Annotated in this window: 16 protein-coding genes; 7 read left to right on the forward strand and 9 right to left on the reverse strand. The window is 70.3% G+C overall.

All coding sequences use genetic code 11. From position 1 onward, the window contains the following. Nucleotides 1-50: 50 nt before the first annotated feature. The 5 genes from VZL07_RS14870 to VZL07_RS14890 all read right to left on the reverse strand — a co-directional run bounded on the left by VZL07_RS14870 (nt 51) and on the right by VZL07_RS14890 (nt 6,979). Nucleotides 51-419: a metal-sulfur cluster assembly factor gene (locus VZL07_RS14870; protein WP_426756191.1), complete on the reverse strand. Its 369-nt coding sequence runs from the start codon at nt 417-419 to the stop codon at nt 51-53. Further along, on the reverse strand, nt 412-1,488 hold the full coding sequence (locus tag VZL07_RS14875; RefSeq protein WP_426756192.1) for an amidohydrolase family protein: 1,077 nt from the start codon (nt 1,486-1,488) through the stop codon (nt 412-414). Before VZL07_RS14875 ends, VZL07_RS14870 begins: the two co-directional genes overlap by 8 nt. Nucleotides 1,489-1,527: 39 nt before the next feature. After that, on the reverse strand, nt 1,528-3,828 hold the full coding sequence (locus VZL07_RS14880) for a hybrid sensor histidine kinase/response regulator (protein WP_426756193.1): 2,301 nt from the start codon (nt 3,826-3,828) through the stop codon (nt 1,528-1,530). A gap of 246 nt (nt 3,829-4,074) precedes the next feature. Beyond that, entirely contained in the window at nt 4,075-5,304 is a 1,230-nt protein-coding gene (locus VZL07_RS14885; protein WP_426756194.1) for a type II toxin-antitoxin system HipA family toxin, read from the reverse strand. 1 nt (nt 5,305) lies between these two features. Beyond that, nucleotides 5,306-6,979: a DUF262 domain-containing protein gene (locus VZL07_RS14890; RefSeq protein WP_426756195.1), complete on the reverse strand. Its 1,674-nt coding sequence runs from the start codon at nt 6,977-6,979 to the stop codon at nt 5,306-5,308. A 443-nt stretch (nt 6,980-7,422) separates the two neighbouring features. Here VZL07_RS14890 and VZL07_RS14895 point away from each other — a divergent pair, with 443 nt between their 5' ends. After that, on the forward strand, nt 7,423-8,919 hold the full coding sequence (locus VZL07_RS14895) for a M20/M25/M40 family metallo-hydrolase (protein ID WP_426756196.1): 1,497 nt from the start codon (nt 7,423-7,425) through the stop codon (nt 8,917-8,919). A gap of 279 nt (nt 8,920-9,198) precedes the next feature. After that, a complete protein-coding gene (locus VZL07_RS14900; RefSeq protein ID WP_426756197.1) occupies nt 9,199-9,432 on the forward strand; it encodes a hypothetical protein in 234 nt (77 codons plus the stop codon). Between the two features lie 6 nt (nt 9,433-9,438). Here the strand turns inward: VZL07_RS14900 and VZL07_RS14905 are convergent, their stop codons facing one another. Next, nucleotides 9,439-10,344: a phosphotransferase family protein gene (locus tag VZL07_RS14905; protein WP_426756198.1), complete on the reverse strand. Its 906-nt coding sequence runs from the start codon at nt 10,342-10,344 to the stop codon at nt 9,439-9,441. Nucleotides 10,345-10,353: 9 nt separating this feature from the next. Then, on the reverse strand, nt 10,354-12,108 hold the full coding sequence (locus tag VZL07_RS14910) for an MDR family MFS transporter (RefSeq protein ID WP_426756199.1): 1,755 nt from the start codon (nt 12,106-12,108) through the stop codon (nt 10,354-10,356). A 250-nt stretch (nt 12,109-12,358) separates the two neighbouring features. On the opposite strand from VZL07_RS14910, the gene VZL07_RS14915 reads away from it, so the two are divergent. The 3 genes from VZL07_RS14915 (at nt 12,359) to VZL07_RS14925 (ending at nt 17,210) form a co-directional block, all read left to right on the forward strand. Further along, nucleotides 12,359-14,422 (forward strand): lysyl oxidase family protein, encoded by a 2,064-nt coding sequence (locus VZL07_RS14915; protein WP_426756200.1) that lies wholly within the window; start codon nt 12,359-12,361, stop codon nt 14,420-14,422. A 321-nt stretch (nt 14,423-14,743) separates the two neighbouring features. Then, nucleotides 14,744-15,970: an ABC transporter permease gene (locus VZL07_RS14920; RefSeq protein ID WP_426756201.1), complete on the forward strand. Its 1,227-nt coding sequence runs from the start codon at nt 14,744-14,746 to the stop codon at nt 15,968-15,970. A 19-nt stretch (nt 15,971-15,989) separates the two neighbouring features. After that, complete coding sequence (locus VZL07_RS14925) at nt 15,990-17,210, forward strand: ABC transporter permease (RefSeq protein WP_426756202.1); 1,221 nt, start codon at nt 15,990-15,992, stop codon at nt 17,208-17,210. 97 nt (nt 17,211-17,307) lie between these two features. Here the strand turns inward: VZL07_RS14925 and VZL07_RS14930 are convergent, their stop codons facing one another. Continuing rightward, a complete protein-coding gene (locus VZL07_RS14930) occupies nt 17,308-17,478 on the reverse strand; it encodes a hypothetical protein (protein WP_426756203.1) in 171 nt (56 codons plus the stop codon). A 154-nt stretch (nt 17,479-17,632) separates the two neighbouring features. Continuing rightward, on the reverse strand, nt 17,633-18,577 hold the full coding sequence (locus VZL07_RS14935) for a hypothetical protein (protein ID WP_426756204.1): 945 nt from the start codon (nt 18,575-18,577) through the stop codon (nt 17,633-17,635). 99 nt (nt 18,578-18,676) lie between these two features. On the opposite strand from VZL07_RS14935, the gene VZL07_RS14940 reads away from it, so the two are divergent. Then, nucleotides 18,677-19,924: a phospholipase D-like domain-containing protein gene (locus VZL07_RS14940; protein WP_426756205.1), complete on the forward strand. Its 1,248-nt coding sequence runs from the start codon at nt 18,677-18,679 to the stop codon at nt 19,922-19,924. 51 nt (nt 19,925-19,975) lie between these two features. After that, nucleotides 19,976-21,289 (forward strand): hypothetical protein, encoded by a 1,314-nt coding sequence (locus VZL07_RS14945; protein WP_426756206.1) that lies wholly within the window; start codon nt 19,976-19,978, stop codon nt 21,287-21,289. Nucleotides 21,290-21,295: the final 6 nt, after the last annotated feature.

Below are 21,295 nucleotides of genomic sequence, written 5' to 3' on the forward strand. Positions count from 1 at the left end.
CGGTCGGGCGCTGGCGGGGTTGGAGCCACCCGCCAGCGCCGCGTCACTGCTCAGGGCCGGCGCTGCGCCTCGTCACGCGGCAGCAGGCGGCCACCGAGCATGGTGATGCGCTTGTCCGCGAGCCGCTGGCGGGCTCCCGGCTCGATGTCCTGCGGCGTCCACTTCAGCTCCTGGTCGAACTCCACGTTCACCGAGGTGACCCCCTCCACCGCCAGCAGCCGCTGCTCGATTTCCCGCATGAAGTAGGCCGCCATGATGCACATGGGCGAGGTGATGTGCAGGCGCACCGTCACCTGGCCCTCCGTGCGCTTCACGGACTCGATGAGGCCCATCTCCCCGATGCCCAGCGGCACGCCGGTGGCGCAGCTGCACGGGTCCGGGATGTCCTGGATGCGCTCGCGCAGCGCCTGCTCACTCATACAGGCCCTCCTGGTAGCTGTACGGCTGGATGTCGCCGCGCGCCTTGCGCTTCGCGAACTCGTCGTTCGCGATGTTCTTCTTCACCGACTCGATGTCCACGCCCGCGTAGCGCGCGTAGTTGCCGCCGAGAATCATCCGCTTCACCTCCGGCGTCACCTGCATGCCCGCGACCTTCACCAGGTCGTCCGGCAGCTGGAAGTCATGCCAGAACTTGTGCAGCGCCGGGTGCGGGTGGCTGAACACCGTCCCCGAGCCCCACATGATTTTCTCCGGCCCCGCCCACTTCAGCAGCGCCGCCAGTGACTCGGCGAACCAGCGCTCGCGCTTCACGATGAGCGCGCCCGTCACCTCCAGGTTCACGTACACGTTGGGGAACAGCGACAGCTGCATGCCCGTCTCGTCCAGGAAGGCCATGCCGCCGTGGACGATTTCGAAGTTCAGGTCCGGGAAGGCATCCGCCGCGCCGCCGATGTCGTCCACCTTGTAGGCTTCAATCGGCACCGCGCCCATGGGCAGGCCCTTGTGCACGGCGATGTTCTTGATGCCCAGCTTCTGCGCCCGCTCGAAGAGCGGGAAGGCGATGGTCGGGTCGTCCATGCGCCAGCCGGTGTGGCGGAACTTCTCGCCCAGCCACGCCGCCGGGTAGAGCTTCAGGCCGTTGGGCTTGAGCGCCTCGTACTGCTGCTCCAGGTCGTCCAGCGCCGCGGTGCCGCGCAGCGGGTCCACGCCCGCGTACACCAGGAAGCGGTGGGGGTAGCGCTTCCGGATTTCCAGCGTCTTCTCATAGGAGCACAGGCCGTCGTGGTACAGCGTCTGCAGTGGCAGCACGTGGTGCACCGCCAGGTCCACGCCGCTCTCCACGAAGAGCAGGTGCGCCAGCTCCTTCACGGACCAGTCCTTCAGGAAGCCTTCCGCCGTCTGCACGCGGTGCGTATCACCGGACAGCCCGCTGTGCAGTCCCCAGATGAGCCCCGCGAGCGACTCGGCGTACTTGCCCGCGCGGTAGTTGGTGGGGTGGAGGTTGTAGGCGTGTGTCACCGCATCGATGACAAAATTGCCGTCAATCACCTGAGGACTCCTTTCACAGTAGGGCCGGGACACCCGGCGTCATTCGCTGCCACGAGACACACCCAGGAGCTCTCCCAGGCTTTGATGAATCGACTCCACGTCGAAGGGCTTCTCAATCTGGAGGTTCGGCACGCGCTCCAGGAACTGGCGGGCGCGCGTGGTGTAGGAACCGCCGGTGATGAAGATGAAGCGCTCGGCGATGCCGTCCCCGCGCTCGCGGACGCGCTCGTAGACGTCCATGCCGGAGATGCCGGGCATCATCAGGTCACAGAAGACGGCGTCGAAGGGCGCGCCGGAGGTCAGCACCGCCAGCGCGTCCTCGCCGTTGTTCACCACCGTCACCCGGTGCCGCATGCCGATGATGCGCGCCAGCGAGCGGCCCACCGCGGGCTCGTCGTCAATCACCAGCACCTGGCCCCGCCGCTCGGTGCGGGGGGCGGGCGCCGGGGGCGCGGCCGGGGTGATGACGGCGTCGGGCGCCGTGGGCAGGGTGACGGTGAACGTCGTGCCGTTGCCCACCTCGCTGCGCACGGTGATGTCACCGCCCAGCTTGCGGATGAGGCTGTGGCAGATGGAGAGCCCCAGGCCTGTGCCCTTGCCCACGGGCTTGGTGGTGAAGAACGGGTCGAAGACGCGGGAGAGCACCGCGGGCGTCATGCCGCAGCCGGAGTCACTCACGTCCACCAGCACGGTGCCCGGCGCGCCCTCGCGGACCCAGACGGTGATGTGGTGCTCCTCGGCGTTGCCTTCGGGAATGGCCTGCGCCGCGTTCACCAGCAGGTTGAGGAACACCTGCCCCAGCCGTGAGCCGTCCGCGTAGACGCGGGGCACGGGCTCGTACTTCTTGATGAGCCGCGCCCGGTGGCGCAGCTGGCTGGCGGCCATGTTGATGGAGAAGTCGAGCGGCTGCCGCACGTCCACCGCCTCGCGCCGCTCCTCGTCCTGGCGGGAGATGAACTTCAGGTCGCGCACGATGTTGCGCACGCGCATGGCGCCTTCCTGCGCCTCCTTGAGCAGCGCCTCCGTGTCCTGCAGCGTCGCGGACCACGGCACCACGCGCGGGCCCGCTTCGCCCGCCCGCGCCAGCTCCGCGCCCAGCCGGCTCACGGAGTCCATGGCCGAGGCCAGGTTGGCCATGACGTAGGTCAGCGGGTTGTTGATTTCGTGCCCCACGCCCGCCGCCAGCGTGCCGGCCAGCACCATGCGGTCGTTCTGGAGGAGCTGGGACTGGGCCTGCTTGCGCTCGGTGATGTCGCGCGACATCACCACCACGGCCTCGTGCCCGTCGAACTCGATGGGGATGCCCACGCTCTCCGCGTCGTACCAGGTGCCGTCGCGGCGCAGGTAGCGGACCTCGCGCAGCGGGGCCAGCTCGCCCTTCACGGCCGCGGAGTGCACGCGGTCCTTGACGAGCTCCAGGTCATCCGGATGGACGATGCTCCAGATGGGCTTGGCCATCAGCTCGGCCTCGTCCTCGTAGCCCAGGGCCCGCAGGAGCGTGGGGTTGGCGTAGATGAAGCGCCGCTGGGTGTGGACGAAGATGCCCTCGGGCGCCCGGTCGATGAGCCTGCGGAAGCTCTCCTCGGAGCGGCGCAGGGCCTCTTGCGTGCGCTTGCGCTCGGTGACGTCCTCGAAGGCGAACAGCCGGTAGTGCGTGTCGTCACCTTCGACCCGCGAGGACGTGGACAGCCGGCGCAGGGTGCGGCCATCGGACAGCGGCGCCTCGTCCTCCACCAGCCCGGGGAGGAGGTCCAGGTTGGAGGCAGGGTCCAGCCGCAGGAACTCCGCTGCCTCGCCCGCGGCGCGGAGGCAGTGCCGGAGCACCTCGTCGTGGGTGACTTCACCGCGCTGGATGGCACCCTCCAGCGCGGTGATGCCCCAGAGCTGGCAGAAGCGGTGGTTGGCGTACTGGACCCGGCCCGTGCGCAGCTCGACCAGATAGAGCCCGAAGGGCAGGTGGTCTCCCACGGGCCAGGGCGCGGGCGCGCGAGCCGGAGGCGCTGCCGCGGGCGCCTCCAACGCCTGGACGGTGCAGTACAGCGGCTCTTGTTCAGATGGGGCGGAGATGCGCCAGGACAGAGGCCGCCATGACCCGGCTTCCTGACGCCAACGGCATGTCAGCGTGGTGGGGCCGCCTGACCCCACATTCGCAAACAGCGATGCGATGTCCTCGGCGGGGACGAATTGCTGTAAAGGGATGTGCCGCAACGATTCGAGCGGCAATCCGACCAGGTGGCCAAAGGCAGGATTGGCATCGAGCACCACGCCGTCACGGCCCAGGATGAGGAAGGGCTCCGTGGACAGTTCGAAGAAGCGGTGGGCCCACTGCTCGGTCAACATGCTTCCCTTGGGTTGCCAGGGCGCTTGCCTGGACCGGCGCCGGGGGAAGGTCGGTTCACGGCATGCGAGGTGTTCGTAGACGCCTTTGTGCTTTCCACGACATAGACACTATTTGTGGAAAAATTGCATGTCCGGATTTTGTGTGCTGCGCCAGTCATACGCGGAGTCGCGGTTCTGACGACTTGCGCAACGGATGGAACACATCGTCACACGGTGAGGCTGGGGTAGGCCCCACCCGCCTGGTGCTCATGCGCCCTGGAGCAAGGGGACTCGCTTCCAGTGGGTTTCGATGCGGCGGCGGCTGTCATCGGACAGCGGCAGTTGGGGATGCAGGGAGGACCAGGTGTCGAGCGACGCCTGCACGGCCTCCTTCACCACCGGCAGCACATCGCCAGGAGACAGGTCCAGCTTCCGGGCGAGCCGCTCGAAGCCGCTCAGGGAGATGTCCTCGAAGCGCTTGGAGCGGGCGAAGTTGAGCGCGAGCGTGTCCGCGGGCATGTACTGGAGCGTGGACACCAGGTCGTACGCGGGGGACAGCGTGGCGCGCAGGCCGTCCGGGTACAGCAGGGACCAGTTCTTGTGGTGCGCGTCGCCGTTGCCGATGACGGCGATGAACACCAGGCGGCGCAGGAACTCGTGCAGCGCGTCCAGGCCGGCGACCTTGAAGATGACGTTGGCGACCGTCTCGTAGTTGTACTTCTTGTACTTCTCGTCCGCGTACAGCCCCAGCACCTGCGTCAGGTCCTCCATGTGGAGGCGCTTGCCGGGCTCGGGGCGGTCGAAGCGGCGCACGGCATAGGCCACGCTCTCGCGCAGGGTGATGCCCTCGGGCAGGCCCTGGATGTCGGCCACGTCGAGCAGCGTCACCTCCGGCACGGTGATGCCCGCGGCGCGGGCCCACGTCATCATGGAGAACTCGTTCTCCGGGACGCGGTCGTAGCGGTTGTCCGGCAGCTTCACGATCCAGTTGCCGCCGCGCCCGCCCGCCGGGAGCGTCATCGCCTTGTCCCGGCGCAACATGGAGAACTTGAGCTGCACGCCGGCCAGCGAGAAGCGCAGCGGCTCCTGCTCCTGCGGCGTGTGCGGTGCCAGGGCTTCTTCGAGCGGCTCCAGGCCGCTGAGCGACAGCACGCTGGCGGGCCGGACGACGACGGCGCCGGGAAGGTCCTCTCCCAGCCGCGCGATGAGGAAGAACTCGCGCTGGCGGGCCACCTGCTCGCGCTCGGCGATGAGCTCGCGCAGCGCGCCCTCCGGGAGCAGGTTGGAGAAGAAGGAGGGCAGGCGCAGGCGGCTGACGTGCCGGCGCGACAAGTCGTCCTCGAAGGTCTGGCCCAGCACCGGGCGCGGGTAGCGCTGGCGGTACTCCTCGGTGGTGACGAACTCGATGCGCTCGTCCTCGAGCAGCGTCAGCGTGCCGACGTGGACCTCGCCGAGGAGGACGTCGAGGATTCCGGCCGTGGTGCGGGTGGGCTCCAAGTCAGTCCTCCTCCTCGACGACCAGGGATTGGAGGGACGGGCGGTCCGACTCCTCGTAGCGGGTGCGCGCCCGCAGGAACTCGATGATGTGTCTATCGATGAGCTCCATGCGCTGCATGAGGAACTCCAGCGTGCCGCCCTCGCGCAGCGTCTCCAGCATGGCGGGGGTGATGGCGTGGCTCTGGAGCACCTCGGGCGCGGGGGCGGGCTGGGCACGCAGCGCGTCCAGCAGCGGCTGGCCGGGCAGGGGCGGGTGCAGCAGGTAGTTGGCGGGCGTGAAGAGGAACGAGCGGTACAGCGCGGGGTCCAGCTTCAGCTCGGCGTCGGGCTCCTTCACCGTGAGGGACCGGAGCACGGGGCTGAGGCCGGCGGGCTCGGTGTCGCTGAAGAGCTGGGCCGTCTCCAGCGACGTCCCGGTGAGCAGGTGCCGGGGCTGGAGCGCGTACAGCGCGTTGAGCGCCATGCCGCGCGAGCGCAGCGCCAGGCCGAACGTCGCGGGCTGGGCGTGCTGGGCCAGCCACTCGTCGGACAGGGGCCGCACCTGCGCCAGCAGCGACTGGACGGACTGCTCCTCGTCGGGGCCGATGGCGGCGAGCAGCTCCTGCGGCGACAGGGCCCGGCTGTCGAGGAAGCTGTCCACCAGGCTGCCGCGCCAGAAGCCGCGCGCGAGCAAGTCCCGGCTGCGGGGAGAGGGCTCCGGGTGGAGGTGGAAGAAGCGGGCGAGCAGCACGAAGTAGAGCGGGTTCGTCAGCAGCCGCCCGTGGGGGATGCCCGCGTCGCGCTTGAGGAAGACGATGACGCTGCGAAGCGCCGCCTCCGTCTGGAGGAGTGTCTCCGTCAGGTCGTCTTCCTCGCGCAGCTGCTTCTGGAAGTCCTGCGTGAAGTCCAGGCCGCGCACCGCGAGCACCGCCCGCAGCAGCAGCGACTCGTCGATGCGGCCGAAGCCCAGCTCCAGCAGGCTGGTGGCCAGCGCCTTCAGGTTGGGCAGCCGCGAGCCCGCCGTGCCGCCATAGAGCGCGTTGAAGACCTCGTCGTCGGTGAGCGGCTTTCCGGCGGTGTTGAGCCGCTTGAAGATGATGCGCAGCGTCTTCTCTTCCGCGGCTTCGACGACGTACGCGGGCATCTGGTACTCGCGCGCCGCCTTGCCCAGGCGGATGGCCGCGCGGACGTGCTCCGGGTTCTTCTCGCGGCCGGGGTAGCGGTCCAGCCAGGCCAGCAGCTGCTCGCTGTCGAGCACCCGGTTGAGCGGCAGCCAGTGCGGCGGCGGCACCTCACCGGCGCCGGGCTGGACGATGTCCTGGGCCTCCAGGTCGAAGTAGAGGGTGAAGCCATCGCGCGAGGCGGACTCGTGCTCCGGGTGGAGCAGCACCGCGGCCAGCGCGGTGATGCGCTGCTGCCCGTCCACGACCCACAAGGCCTGGCTGTGGGAAGGCGCGTCGATGCGCACCGGGCCGAAGCTCACGCTGGCGGCGGGGGCCTCGCGCTTCCAGAAGAGCAGCGTGCCGATGGGATAGCCCCGGTACACGCTGTCCAGCAAATCCCTCACATCGCCCGCCTCCCAGCGCAGGGGCCGCTGGAAGTGGGGCAGGCGCACCTCGCCGCGCCGGACGCGGTCCAGCAGGTCCTCGATGCTGAAGGCCGTCGCCTGGGGCCGCCGCGTCAGGGTGGATTGCATGGGCTCACCTCCGCACGGGCTGTAACACGGCCCACGCAGGATGCTCGCCTTGCATTGCTCGCAGTGCGTCAAACGCTGTCTGGACAGTGAGAGCGGAATCGTCTGTCTTCACGGAGCGTCAATGTCCGATTATGGGCTTGGAGGGGGAGCATGCTTGACGGGCGCCCGCCCGCCCTTCAACATGCCGTCCACGTTTCCTCCTCGGAGTGAGACGTGGCGGCGGTGATTGCCTCCCCCAAAAGCGACACCGCCGTGGAAGTCCCAGTTGAGCCCCGCGCGCCGCGTTCCCCCTCTCGGCGCGCGGTGGCCCCTGGGATTCTCGCTTCACTCCTCGTCCACAAGCCGGGATGACGAGCGCTGCCCTCCGCGCGTGGCGGTGACGCTCACCGTCGCTTGCGAGCCCCGGGGCATCGGCGGAGAGTCGGCTCCTCCCAGGAGGACCCTTGCCCGTCGCCACCTTCATCCTGCCCGCCTCTCTCGCGTTCCAGTTGCTGTCGGGGGCCGCGCCCGCCGCGAAGGCGGCGCCGAAGTCCGCCCCGGTGAAGTCCGCCGCCACCGCGAAGGCCGCGGGGCCCGTGTACTCGCAGGCCACCGCGGAAAAGCTCATTGGCCCCGCGCTCACGGACGGCCGGGCCTATGCGCGGCTCGCCGAGCTGACGGATGGCATCGGCCCGCGCCTGTCGGGCTCGGCGGGCGCCGAGGCCGCCGTGCAGTGGGCGCTGCGCACTTTCAAAGCCGACGGCGTGAAGGCCTGGCTGGAGCCGGTGAAGGTGCCGCGCTGGGTGCGCGGCGAGATTTCCGGCGAGGTGCTCGCCTCCGAGCGCACGCGCGGGCACCCGCTGGCGCTGCTGGCCCTGGGCGGCAGCCCGCCGACCCCGCCTGGGGGCATCACCGCCGAGGTGGTGGAGGTGACGTCGCTGGAGCAGTTGGAGTCGCTGGGCGCGGCGGTGAAGGGGAAGTTCGTCTTCTTCAACCACACCATGTCCGTGGCGGCTGACTATGGCCGCTTCGCGGGCCTGCGCTCGCGGGGGCCCGCTGCCGCGGCGAAGCACGGCGCCGTGGGGGCGCTGGTGCGCTCGCTGGCCACCGCGTCGCTGCGCACGCCGCACACGGGCGCGACGAACTTCCCCAGCGACGGCCCGCGCATCCCCGCCGCGTCGGTGTCCACCGAGGACGCGGACCTGCTCCACCGGCTGCTGGCGGGGGGCCCGGTGCGGGTGAAGCTGTCGCTGGGCAGCTCGGAGCTGCCGGACGCGGACTCCTCCAACGTCGTCGCGGAGATTCGCGGCCGGGAGAAGCCGCAGGAAATCGTGCTCATCGGCGCGCACCTGGACTCGTGGGACGTGGGCACGGGCGCGCATGACGACGGCGCGGGCGTGGTGATGGTGATGGAGGCCGCGCGCCTCATCGCGAAGCTGCCGCAGGCGCCGCGGCGCACGGTGCGCGTGGTGCTCTTCATGAACGAGGAGAATGGCCTGCGCGGTGGGCGGGCCTACGCGGAGGCGCACGCGGCGGAGCTGCCCCGGCACGTGGGCGCGCTGGAGATGGACGCGGGCGGTGGTCGGCCCGTGAGCATCAGCGTGCGCGCGGGCGAGGGCGCTCAGGACCTGCTGCGCCCGTGGCTGCCGCCGCTGACGGCGCTGGGCGTGACGCAGTTCTCCGCGCGCGAGGCGGGTGGGGCGGACATCAGCCCGCTGCTGCCCGCGCGCGTGCCCTTCTTCGGCGTGGAGGTGGACAGCAGCCGCTACTTCGACGTGCACCACACCGAGGCGGACACGCTGGACAAGGTGGACCCCCAGGACCTGGCGCGCAGCACCGCCGCCGTGGCGTGGATGACCTACGCGCTGGCGGAGATGCCCGGGACGCTCGCACGCCCCGAGCCGCCGGCACCCCGCACGCCCGTGCCCGCTCCCGCGCAGTCGAAGACCTCGGGAAACTGAGAGCAACCTGGAGGGCCCCTTGGATTTTCGAGGGGCCCGGCGGAGGCTTCCCGCCAGGCGGCCTGGGGTGACGAGGCCGCTTGCGTCTCACGGCCGACGCTGGAGGCCCCCGGCGTACGAGCCAGATCTTCCATGGCGTATGTCTTGCTTTCGGCGAATGGACACTGTGCCGTGGGAGGACGCTCGATGATGAATCATGGCAGGCGCGTACCGGGGGGGAAGTGGCTCGTGGCGACGGTGCTCCTGACGGGCTGTCAGGGCGCCGGTGGGGAGGCGCCCTTGGACTCCAAGACTCAACTGTCCCTGAGGGAAGGAGAGGTGCTCGGCCCGCCGTGCACCGGCGTCGAGAACGCCTGTCCCGAGGGGCTCTCCTGCGCCACGTTCAATCTGGGCGCTGGCCCCGAGGTCCGCTGCGTCAAGTCGCCGGAAATCTGCGACTTGTTCCAGTGCAGCAGCGGCGAGTGCCTGGTGCTGGAGAGCCATCCCATCCAGGTGCGTTGCAGCGGTTCCTGACGACGCTCACTCGAGCCCGATGAGCGCCCGCTGCCCGGCGGCGGTGTACTCCGGGCGTCCGTTCGTCTGACCGAAGGCGATGTCCGCCACCGCGCGGCAGGCGGCGAACCACCGCGCCCGGGTGAGGACGGCGCGGCTCACCACGCCATATGCCTCCAGCGCGGCGGACAGCATCGGGGCGCCGCCCCAGTGGAGTAGCCCGGCGAAGTCCAGCGCCGGGTCTCCAAGGTGCGCGTCGCTCCAGTCGATGACGCCCGTGGGCGCGCCGTGGGCATCGAGCAGGACATGCTCCGCGGCGAAGTCGCCGTGGACCAGACGGGGCGCGCCGCGTCCCTCCATGGGACGCGCCATCAGCCGTGGCTCCCAGTCTTCCGCCCGGTGGGCCTCGATGAGGCCGTATTCGCGGGCGAGGCGCAGGTCCTCCACGGCGGCGGCGGACCAGGCTTCGAGCGTGGGGTCGTTGTCCTCCCGCACTCCGAGCGCGGCGGCATCATCCGGGGCCAGCGCATGGAGCGCTCGCAGGAAGTGGCCCAGCCGGAGGCCGATGCCCGGGAGGTCGAGCGGGTCGGACGCGACGAGGAGCGCGGGAGTCCCGGGGAGCTTCTCGTAGCCCATGAGGGCCCATGGGAAGCCGGCATCGGCCTGGGCGAGGAAGCGGTAGACGGGGACCGCAAGGGCCAGGCGCGGCGCGAGCCAGTCCAGCAGGCGGGATTCCCACGTGAGGTGCTCGGCGGCCTCGCGATGCTTCGGAACGCGGAAGACGTAGCGCCCGCCCACGTCGAAGGCGCGGTGGTCCATGCCCTCGCCCAGGCGGGTGACTCGAAGCGTGGCGAGGGAGGGAAACCGCGCGTGGATGCGCTCGGCCACCTCCGTGTCCGTCAGCGCGTGCGACGGGACTTCTTCGTGGGCCATGTGGCGACTCTACGGCTCCGGGGCACGCGCTGACGACTGGACACTTCGGTGCCTCCGGCGAAGGTGCTGCTCGGGCAGTACCAACGTCACGAGCAGCGCCGCCACGGCGATGAACAGGGCGACGTGGTACACGGCGGCGACGCCCCGTGTGAAGGCCGTCTTCAGCGCCCTCTCCGCGGCGTCCACCGCCGCCAGGGCCTGACGTTCCTCCGCGTCCACCTTCGCCCGGGCCTCCGGGGTGGGCGCCGTCTCCGTGCGGTGCCGCTCGGCGTCGAACTCCGCGCGCAGCCGGGCCTTTACCTCGTCAGCGTGGAACACCTGTCCCGCCGAGCCGCCTTCGCCGCTGATGCCGGGTGTGGCCTGCTCCAGCTCGGCGCGCACGGAAGCAGGAAGCGCGGCGGTGGCCTGGTCCATCCGCGTCCGCAGCTCCGCGGTCAGCGTGGAGGCGAACACCGTGCCCAGCAGCGCCACGCCAATGGTCATCCCGAGCTGTCGGAAGAAGGTGGCCGCCGCGGTGCCCACGCCAATCTGGTCAGGCGGCACCGCGTTCTGGATGGCCATCGTGTAGAGCGGAATCGAGGGGCCCAGGCCCAGGCCCACCAGCACCATCTTCGCCGTCACCTCGGCCTGGGTGGAGTCGGGCGTCAGCGTGAAGGCCATGACGGCGAAGCCCGCAATCAGCAGCACCAGCGAGCCCAGCAGCAGCGCCTTGTAGCGGCCCATCCGGGACACCCACTGGCCGCTCAGCACGTTCCCCGCCACCACGCCCAGCGTCAGCGGCATGATGGTCAGCCCCGAGCGCGTCGCCGACAGGCCCACCACGTTCACCATGAACAGCGGCAGGAAGACGACGCCCGACAGGAACGCCGCGCCAATGATGAACACCGCCGCGTTGCCCGCGCTGAAGGCCCGCAGCCGGAACAGCTTCAGGTCGAGCAGCGGCTCGGCTGCGCGCGTCTCCACGCGAAGGAAGGTCACCAGCCCCACGGCCGCCAGGGCGAACAGGCCCAGGATGCGCCACGAGCTCCAGGCCCACGCGCCGCCGTCGTTCCGCCCCAGGCTGAGCGCCAGCAGCAGGGGCACCACGGCCAGGGACAGCCCGAGCGCGCCGAGCAGGTCCAGGCCGCCGCGGGCCTGGAGACGCGGCTTCAGCTTCGGCATGCGCGACAGCACGAGCGCCAGCGCCACCGCGCCCACGGGCAGGTTGATGAAGAACACCCAGTGCCAGCTCAGCTGGTCGGTGATGAAGCCTCCGACGAGCGGGCCCACGACGCTGGACAGGCCGAACATCGCGCCGAAGAGGCCCTGGTACTTGCCGCGCTCACGCGGCTCGAAGAGGTCCGCCACCACCGCCAGCGCGGCGGTGAAGAGGGCCGCGCTGCCCAGCCCCTGCACGGCGCGGAAGAGGATGAGCGCCACCGTCGAGCGGGCCACGCCGCACAGGAAGCTGCCCGCGAGGAAGACGAGGATGCCCGTCGCCAACACCGCGCGCCGGCCCAGCAGGTCCGACAGCTTGCCCCACACGGGGACCATCAGCGTCGACGCGACGAAGTACGACGTGGTGAGCCACGGGTAGAGCGAGGCGGGGATGCGCAGGTCCGCCTGGATGGCCGGCCCCGCGGTGGCGACAATCGTCTGGTCCAGCGCGGCGAGCAGCAACCCCAGGACCGCGCCCAGCATGGTGAACACCTTCTGCGAGCGCGTGAACACCGGGAAGGTGTCGGGCGGAGCATCGGTGGAGGCGTGGTCAGCGGGCGGAGCCATGTGTCGCGGTGGTCACCCGGCACAGGGGCGCCAGGGAGAAGGTGGGGATGCTCCTACCAGACGGCCACCGGTGGGGGCGCGCTCGCCGAACCGGAGATTCCCGTGCGGCGGCAAGATTGTGGTCGTACAGCGAGTGAAGGGAAGGCCCGGCTGGGAGATGCCTGTCATTCTGGAAGGACTTCGCGCGCCGTGAAGCGAATGGTCTACGCTGCCGGGCGTCCAATCCCAGACGTCGCGGAGGACAACCCCCATGCAATGGTTTCGAGCGCTGACCCTGACCTCGCTGCTGGCTGTTTCACTCTGCGCATGTGACGACCCGGAGGACCCCTCGGACGCGGGGACACCGGATGCGGGTGCTCCCGACGCGGGACAACCCGACGCGGGGACGCCCGATGCCGGCGTTCCGGACGCGGGGCCGCCCGACGCGGGCGCTCCGGACGCGGGCTCCGATGATGGCGGCACGTTCCTCTCCGAGGTGCCGCTCTGGGAAGTGCAGCACGACCCCGCCTATGCGACGGGCTGCTTCGGGCGCTCCATCGCGCTGGGCGACGTGAATGGCGACGGCCGGAAGGACCTGATCGTCGCCGCGCCGCCGTGCCTCTCCACCACGAGGGATCCGGGCCAGGTGTCCCTCTTCGCGGGCGAGGCGCCGTACTTCTCCACGCAACGCGTGACGACGGTGATGGACTGGCGCAACACGAACGCACGGACCAACGGCAACCGGATGATGGTGTCCACCGGCGACGTGGACGGGGACGGTCATGCGGACGTGCTCGTCTCAGGCCAGTACGGGGCGCTCGTCTTCAAGGGCCAGGCGGACCTGGGCGCCGTCTTCTCCGAGCCGGCGTTCGTGGTGCCTGGTGGCGGCGTGTACAACAACGCCGTCTTCGCGGACGTCAACGGAGACGGCCTGGACGACGTGGTCAGCGTGAGAGGGGCCATGGTGTCCGTCTTCCTCGCCACGCCGGGGGCTCCCGGCGGACCCTTCACCCTGGCGGAGCGCACCCAGCCGCTCTACGCCAGCGGGGTCCGACGCGCGGGCGACGTCGACGGCGATGGCGCGCAGGACCTCCTGGTGACGAGCTCCACGGGGGGCGTGCATGCCTTGTTCCATGGCTGCAAGGCCGACGCGCCAGGGCCGTGTGACGGAGCCCTGGCGGCGCAGCCCTTCTGGGGGGTGACCTCCGAGTTGCTCTCCCTCTTCCCGGACCTGAACGAAGACGGCGTCCCCGAGCGCTTCCTGGGGCCGGGAGGCGGCACGGTGCGGCTCCACCTCTCCGAGGCGGGCGGCGGCTATTCCTCCGTGCCCACCTGGGCGGCCATGGGCGACCCTGTCTTCGCCGGCTTCGGTTCGAGCATCGTCGCCGTGGGTGACATGGACGGAGACGGTCATCGCCAGGACTTCGTGGTGGGCTCCGACGGACGGCTCTACCTGTACTCGCCGGTGCAGGGCGTGTCCGCGGACCTGAACCCGGTGTGGGCCTGGCCGCGCGGAGACGCGCTGCCGCCGCAGTACACGGGCTTCCACCGCTTCGCCGTCATCGCGCCCGGAGACCTGAACGGCGACGGCCTGGATGACCTGGTGGCGGGCATGGCGCCACCGTCGGGGCTGGTCGACGGGCCCGCCGGCCGCGTGGCCATCTTCGGCGGTGGACAGGTTCCCGCCGAGCCCGCTTCCGCGCCCCACCTGCCGCCGGTGGCCGGGTGCGGCCTGTCGCTGGACCCGGAGCATGGAATGCCGGACCTCGCCGTGGACGCGGACGTGCTGGCCCGCTCGCTCTACGTGGAGCGCCGCACCTTCGCGGCGGACTCCTGCGAGATTCTGGAGGGCTGCGTGCCCGCGCCCGGTGAGCGGCGCCTGCTGCGCTTCAGCACGTCCATCCAGAACCTGGGCTCGGCGTCGGCCTCGGTGCCCAACTGGGAGGAGCGGCCGGACCTCTATGTCTGGGACGAGTGCCACGGGCACGACCACCTGACGAACTTCGCCCAGTACGCGCTGCGCGACGCGCAGGGCAACGAGGTCGTCGAGGGCCGCAAGCAGGGCTTCTACCTCGTCGACTACCACCGCCAGTGCGACGACGCGGCGCCCTTCCACCTCGCGGTGGAGCGGATGAGCATCTCCGCCGGCTGGACGGACATCTACGTCGCCGACATCCCCTGCCAGTGGATTGACATCACCGACCTGGCGGACGGCACGTACTCGCTGCGCGTGGGCGTGGACGAGCAGGACATCATCGAGGAGGCGGACCTGCTCCCCAACGAGGCCATCCTGAACGTCCGCATCGAAGGAGACGCGGTGACGGTCGTCCCGTAGTCCCAGGCCTGGGACACCGTGCCGTCACGGGCGCGGTGTCACCGGGGCCCCCGGCTCGGAGGAGACCGGAGGCCGGGCGTCGGCTGCGCGGGTGACCGCCTGGCGACGCCCGGTGAGGTGGGAGCGCTCCGCGAGGGTGGGGCGCCCACACCGCCAGGCGGTGACGGCCTTCGCTCCGAGATGACTCCAGGATTTCACCACGCTGGATTTGCACGCAGGGAATGTCGCGTGCAATCACCCGTTCCGGGGCGCGTATCCGGGGTGGCCGTGGGAGACGTGCGCCCGGGGCGAGCCGTACCAGAGCGGCGGAGAGGTTCTTACGTGAGCATCCGGGTCGATGTGTGGGAGGGGGCGCGAATCGCGCTGTTCTCGCTCCGTTCCAACCGTCTGCGGACCGTCTTGACGACGGTGGGGATTGGCGTGGGCGTGTGCACGCTGCTGGCCATCGTCGGCATCATCCAGGGCATCAACCGGTCCTTCGAGGACCAGCTGTCGAGCATCGGCGCCAACACGCTCCAGGTGTCCAAGTTCCCCTGGACCCTCAACGGCGATTGGTGGACGTACCGCAACCGCAAGGACCTGTCCGCGGACCTGGTGCAGCCCATCCTCAAGGCCTCCGAGCACGTGCTGGCCGCCGCGCCGCTCTTCTTCGAGCGCGTGGAGGGCCGCTTCCTGGACCGGAAGGTGGGCTCGGTGATGGTGATTGGCACCACGCCGGACTACTCCACCGTGTCGTCCTTCACGCTGGAGCGAGGCCGCTTCCTGACGGACGCGGACGTGGACAACCGGGCGCAGGTGGCCGTCATCGGGGCGGAGCTGGTGCGCTCGCTCTTCCCCGGTCTGAATCCGGTGGGACAGCGAATCCTCCTGGAGGGCAGGCCCTTCCGCGTGGTGGGGACGCTGGAGGCCAAGGGCACCATCCTGGGAGAGAACCAGGACCTGGTGGTGATGGTGCCCTTCCGCACCTTCCTGTCCACGTACGGCAAGAAGCGCTCGCCCAACATCGCGGTGGCCGTCACCTCGCCGGAGCATGCCCCGCAGGTGGTGGACCGGCTCACCGCGGTGCTGCGCCGGGAGCGCAGCACGCCGCCCGGCATGCCGGACGACTTCGCCATCAACCGGCCCGACCAGCTGGCCAACATGTACTCCCAGCTCACCGGCGCGCTCTACGCGGTGGCGGTGGGCGTGGGCTTCATCACGCTCATGGTGGGCGGCATCGGCATCATGAACATCATGCTGGTGTCGGTGCGCGAGCGGACGCGGGAGATTGGCGTGCGGCGCGCGCTGGGCGCGAAGAAGCGGACCATCATCCTCCAGTTCCTGATGGAGGCCTCGTGCGTGTCCGCGCTGGGCGGAACGCTGGGGACCCTCGTGGGCCTGGGGCTGGCGCGCATCGTGTCCTTGATTACGCCGCTGGCGGCGGCGGTGGAGCCGCTGACGGTGGCGGCCGGCGTGGGCTTCGCGGCGATGGTGGGGCTGCTGTTCGGCATCTGGCCCGCGGCCCGGGCGGCGAACCTGGACCCGGTGGAAGCGCTTCGCCACGAGTGACGGACGGGAGACGGCGGCGATGATGGCATTGTGGGACACCCTGCGGTTGGCGTTCGGAACCCTGAGCTCCAACCTGCTGCGCACCTTCCTGACGCTGCTGGGCATCGTCATCGGCGCCACCACGGTGGTGGCGATGATGGGGCTCATCGAGGGCCTGCGCATCCACGTGAACGAGAGCATGTCCGAGCTGGGCTCGGACTGCTTCCAGGTGCAGCGGCTGCCCTTCGGCGGAGGGCTCTCGCTGGCGGAGCTGGCGCGACGGCCCCGGTTGAACGAAGCGGACCTGGAGGCCATCCGGCTCCAGCCGTCCGTGCTGCGGGCGGCGGCGGAGGACTCGCGCGGCGGGCAGAAGGTGTCCACGCGCGAGCGCGAGTCCCGCGCCAACGTGCAGGTCTGGGCCGGCACGCCGGAGTACTTCCAGACGAACTCGGTGGTGGTGGAGTTCGGGCGTCCCTTCACGGACGCGGAGTACATGGACAACCGCCGCGTGGCGTTGATTGGCCGGGACCTGGCGGACACGCTGTTCCCGGGCGTGGACCCGCTGGGCCGGGAAATCCGTGTCCTGGGCCGCACCTTCCAGGTGATTGGCACCCTCAAGCGGCGGGGTGGCTTCATGGGCGGCGGCAGCCAGGACAACCAGGTGATGATGCCGCTGTCGGTCTTCAAGCTCCTGTTCGGCGTGCGGGACTACCGGGTGAGCATCCAGGCCCGCTCGCCCGAGCTGCTCCAGCAGGCGCAGGACGAGGTGTCGCTGCTGATGCGGCGGCGCCACAACCTGAAGCCCCAGGAGGAGGATGACTTCTTCGTGTTCTCCAACGAGAGCGCCACGGAGATGTTCAACAACCTCACCCAGGTGATTTCCGCGGCCAGCTTCGGCGTGTGCATGCTGTCGCTGCTGGTGGGCGGCATCGGCATCCTCAACATCATGCTGGTGGCCGTGACGGAGCGGACGCGGGAGATTGGCGTGCGCAAGGCGCTGGGCGCGAAGCGGCGGCGCATCCTGGCGCAGTTCGCGGTGGAGGCCGTGGTGCTGTCGCTGGTGGGCGGCGCGCTGGGCGTGGGCCTGGGCGTGGGCCTGGCACACCTGGCGCGCTGGGTGATGGGCCTGCCCGCCGAGGTGCCCGCCTGGGCGGTGCTGCTGTCGCTGGCGATGAGCAGCGGCGTGGGGCTCGTGTTCGGCATCTACCCGGCCGCGCGCGCGGCGAAGCTGGACCCGGTCGAGGCGATGCGGGCGGACTGAGCCCGCGCCCGTCGCGGGTGTGGAGCTGGAATGAACGGGGCCTCCCCCGCGTGGTGCGGAGGAGGCCCCAGGTGCTTTCAACCCCTGTGCGAGCGGATTACGGGCACGGGTGGCCGCAAACCAGCTGGCCGGTGATGGGGTCCTTGAAGCAGGGCGGCTTGCATTCATCGGCCGAGGCCGTGGCGGGCGTCATGACAACCCCCAGGCCCAGCACGGCGGCAGCCGCGGTGAGGACGACGGCGATTCGGAGGTTCTTGCGAGCAGTCATTGCGTTCTCTCCAGTTGCGGTGTCCGTACAGCGAGGCGCAGTGTGAAGGGCCCGTCTGACAATCACAATGCGCTTTGTTTTACGCGTGCTCCGTGTGTGTGTTGCCAGGGAAATCCGAGACACGGCGCGTGTGTGTGAAACAGAGTGGGTGAAACTATCGCGCAGGCCCATCCGAGCGAGGTCCGCCGCCCGCCCACTGATAGCCCAGCGTCGCGCCCGCGCCGATGAAGCCCAGGGCGATGAGCTGGCGGCTGCTCTTTCCCTTGGCGCTGGGTCTGGACAGCTTCACCAGGGCTTCGTGGGCGATGACGCCCAGCAGCGTGCCCACCGCGGCGCCGCCGAGCGCGCCGAGGTAGGCGCGGCCCTGGTGTTGGCTGCGCCCGAAGGCGAGCTCGCCCAGTCCCCACGTGCCGAGCGCGGCCAGCGGCGGCGTCAGCACGAAGCCGGCGCCGAAGGCCACGGTCTCCAGCTCCATCCAGCGCTCGGGGCTGGGGGCCGCGGGGCGGAAGGAGAGGAGGCTCGAGGGCATGTATCCCAGCAGCATCCCCGCCGCCGTCTGCGTGGCGGTGGCGCCCAGGCGGGTATCGCCGCCCACGCGGGTGGCACCCCAGATGCCGACGACGGGAACCGCGGCGACCGCGCCGTGCGCTACGGCCGCGCCGGTGGGCAGTGGCACGTCCTCCGGCTCGATGTAGGTGGGCACGGCCGCCGGTGCCGATGACGATGACGCGGTCTCGCGCTGCCGGAGCGGGGCATCCGTGGCGGGTGCTCCGACGGGTGTCGCGGGCCCGCTCTCCCGCCCCTGGAGCGGGACTTCCGCAGCGGGTGACTCGTCGGGTGTGAAGTGCTCGGGCTGCCCGAGCGAAGCATCCGTGGCGGGCTCGTGCTCCTGGAGCGGCGCATCCGCGGCGGGTGCGCCTGCGGGTGTTGCTGTCTCGCGCTCCTGGAGCGGCGCATCCGTGGCGGCTGCGCGGGCCCCGGTGCTCAGCAGGCAGCCCAGCAGCAGCGCGCATGCGGTGACGGAACTTCGAGGAGAGGACACGTTGGGCATGGGGACACGCGGTGAGGCCGGGAAGGTGGGCATTCGCGGCGTGGGCATCCAGCCTCCGGGCGGACCTTTCGCCTGCGGGGGCCGCGGGCTGTCTTCCGTGAGACACCGGCAGGTGCGCGCGTTCACAGGCGCGCTTAGCTTCCGGCGGTGAAGCTCGCCTGGCTCGTGCCCGTGGTGCTGATTGCCGCCGGGTGTCCCGCTCCCAATCACCGGCATGACCTGCGCCTGCGCGCGTTGCCGGGGAGCAGCCCGGAGGCGCGCTCGCTCGCGTTCTTCCAGTCGCTGGGCGTGGCGCTGGTGCCGGGCCACCGCGTGGAGCTGGTGGAGAACGGCCACATCTTCGACGCCATCGAGGAGGAGATTCTCGCCGCGCGCTCCAGCATCCACATCATCAGCTACATCTGGCGGCCCGGAGAGCCGTCGGACCGGCTGGTGCGAGCGCTGGCGGCCCGGCGCCCCGGAGTGACCTGCCGTGTGCTGGTGGACCCGATGGGCAGCATCAACTTCGAGGCGGTGATGCCCGGGCTGGCGGCCAGCGGGTGTGAGACGCGCTACTTCCGTCCCATCGAAGGGTCCTTCGCGGCGCTGGAGGCGGCGCGCATCCGGGGGCGGCAGCATCGCAAGCTGGTGGTGCGGGATGGCGAGGTGGGCATCACCGGCGGCTGGGGCATCTGGAAGAGCTGGATGGGAGACGCGCAGGGCCCGGAGTACTGGCGCGACATGAACATCCGCGTGGAAGGCCCGGCCGTGCGGGAGATGCAGGTGGCCTTCGCGCAGAACTGGCAGGAGGCGGGCGGGGACTTCCTGCCCGCCAGCGACTTCCCGGAGCCGCGCAACGCGGGAGACGCCCGCGCGGGCTTCGTGGCCAGCACGGACAACCGCTTCCTGTCGGACGCGCGGCGGATGACGCTGCTCACCATCGCGGCGGCGAAGGAGCGACTGTGGATCGCCAACTCGTACTTCATTCCGTCCGAGGCCATCAGCGACATGCTGCTGGAGAAGGTGAAGCAGGGCGTGGACGTCCGGGTGCTGGTGCCCGGGCGGCACCACGACGTCGCGCCGGTGCACGCGGCGCAGCGGGCGTCCTACGCGCGGCTGCTCGAGGGCGGCGTGCGCATCTACGAGTACGAGCTGTCCATGATGCACTCCAAGACGATGCTCGTGGACGACTCGCTGTCCGTGGTGGGCTCCACCAACCTGGACCCGCTGGCGCTGACGACGTCGGACGAGTGCTCGGTGGTGGTGGAGGACCCGGCGCTGGCGGCGCAGCTCGCCGCGTCCTTCGAGAAGGACTTGCGCCACTCGCGCGAGGTCCACTGGCACGGCTGGAAGCGGCGGGGGCTGCTGCAGAAGCTGGCCGAGCAACTGCCGTGGTTCATCGGCAGTTTTCTCTGAGTCGGAGCTTCGCGCTCGGAGCGTATGGGGCGGCGATGTTAAAGAGCCGGTATGGCTCGTTCCCGTCCCATGTCGCCCCGGTGCCCCCGCTGTAACGCGCCCATCACGCTCGTTACCGGGCAAGTGCTCTATACCTGTGGCTATTGCGACGCCTCCATCGACACGCGGGGCGAGAAGGCGCCGCTTCCCCATTACGAGCCAGTCGCGGCGGGCTCGAACCAGAACGCGGCACTCCTGGTGTCAGGAATCGTCGTCACGCTCTTCATCGTGGGCGCCGCGTTCTTTCTGGCCTTCGACTCCGGAGAGGAGCCCATCCCCGCCATCCCCACGCGCGGGCCGGCGCCGTCTCCCGTCGCGGCGGCGCCGCCGCCAGTGGTGGAGAAGAAGCAGCCGAAGTTCCAGTGGGACTCCACGGGCCTTCCCCTGGTGGTGGACCTCAATGGGGACGGGACGGATGACATCGTCGGGCGCATCCGGCGGCACGTGCCCAACGCCGGTGGGACGGACATCCGGTCGAAGGCCGCCGCGTTCGATGGGAAGTCGCTCGAGCTGCTCTGGGAGGTGGAGCTCCAGGGGGAGCCCTCGGAGCTGCACAGCACGGTCCACTTCGTTCATCAGGGTGGGCGCCTGGTGATGAGTACGCCTGACGCGGTGCTCCTCCTCGAGCCGCTGACGGGCAAGCAGCTCGGGCAGGTGGCGCTCTCCGACAAGCCGAAGCGGCTCTGCATCCCCGAGGGCGACGCCGAGTCCGTCTGGGTCGAGGTCGTGGATGCGCGGAACCTCCTGCTCAACACGGCGACGACGGCCGCCCGGCCCGCCATCCAGCCTCCGCCCTCCTGCGTGGTGCGCAAGTGGAACAGCCGTGAGGACTGTTACATCACGGTCGCCAGGAAGAGCCCTGTTCCTTGCGTCAGCGCGCGCGGCCTTCCCGCCGTCCCCGGCTTTCGCGCCGAGAACGTCTACAAGTGGCAGGGCCTGGACGTCGTCATGGGGGAGCGGAACCCCGGCAGCCGGATGCCCATGGCGGCGGTGTTCGAGACGGGCGCGAAGACCCCGCTGTGGACCGACAGCGTCGGCGACATGGACCCCAAGAGCATGAAGGAGTCCGTGGTGGACACCGTCGCCTTCTCCGAGGACGCGCTCTTCATGGTCTACGGGTTGAAGCAGGGGGGAGAGCAGCTCGTGCGCCGGGACCTGCGGACGGGGAGCGTCGGTTGGGACGTCCCCATTCCGAACAGTGCGAGCGGCTCGAGGACGTCGGAGTTCAAGCAGCACGGTGGGCGTATCTATGTGCCTCACTGGGTGTGGCTGGATGTGTTCGACGCGAAGACGGGCAACCTGGTGGGCACCCTGGGCGCGTGGTGACGTCGC

The organism is Pseudomyxococcus flavus (assembly GCF_050038885.1).
GTDB classification, from domain to species: domain Bacteria; phylum Myxococcota; class Myxococcia; order Myxococcales; family Myxococcaceae; genus Myxococcus; species Myxococcus flavus.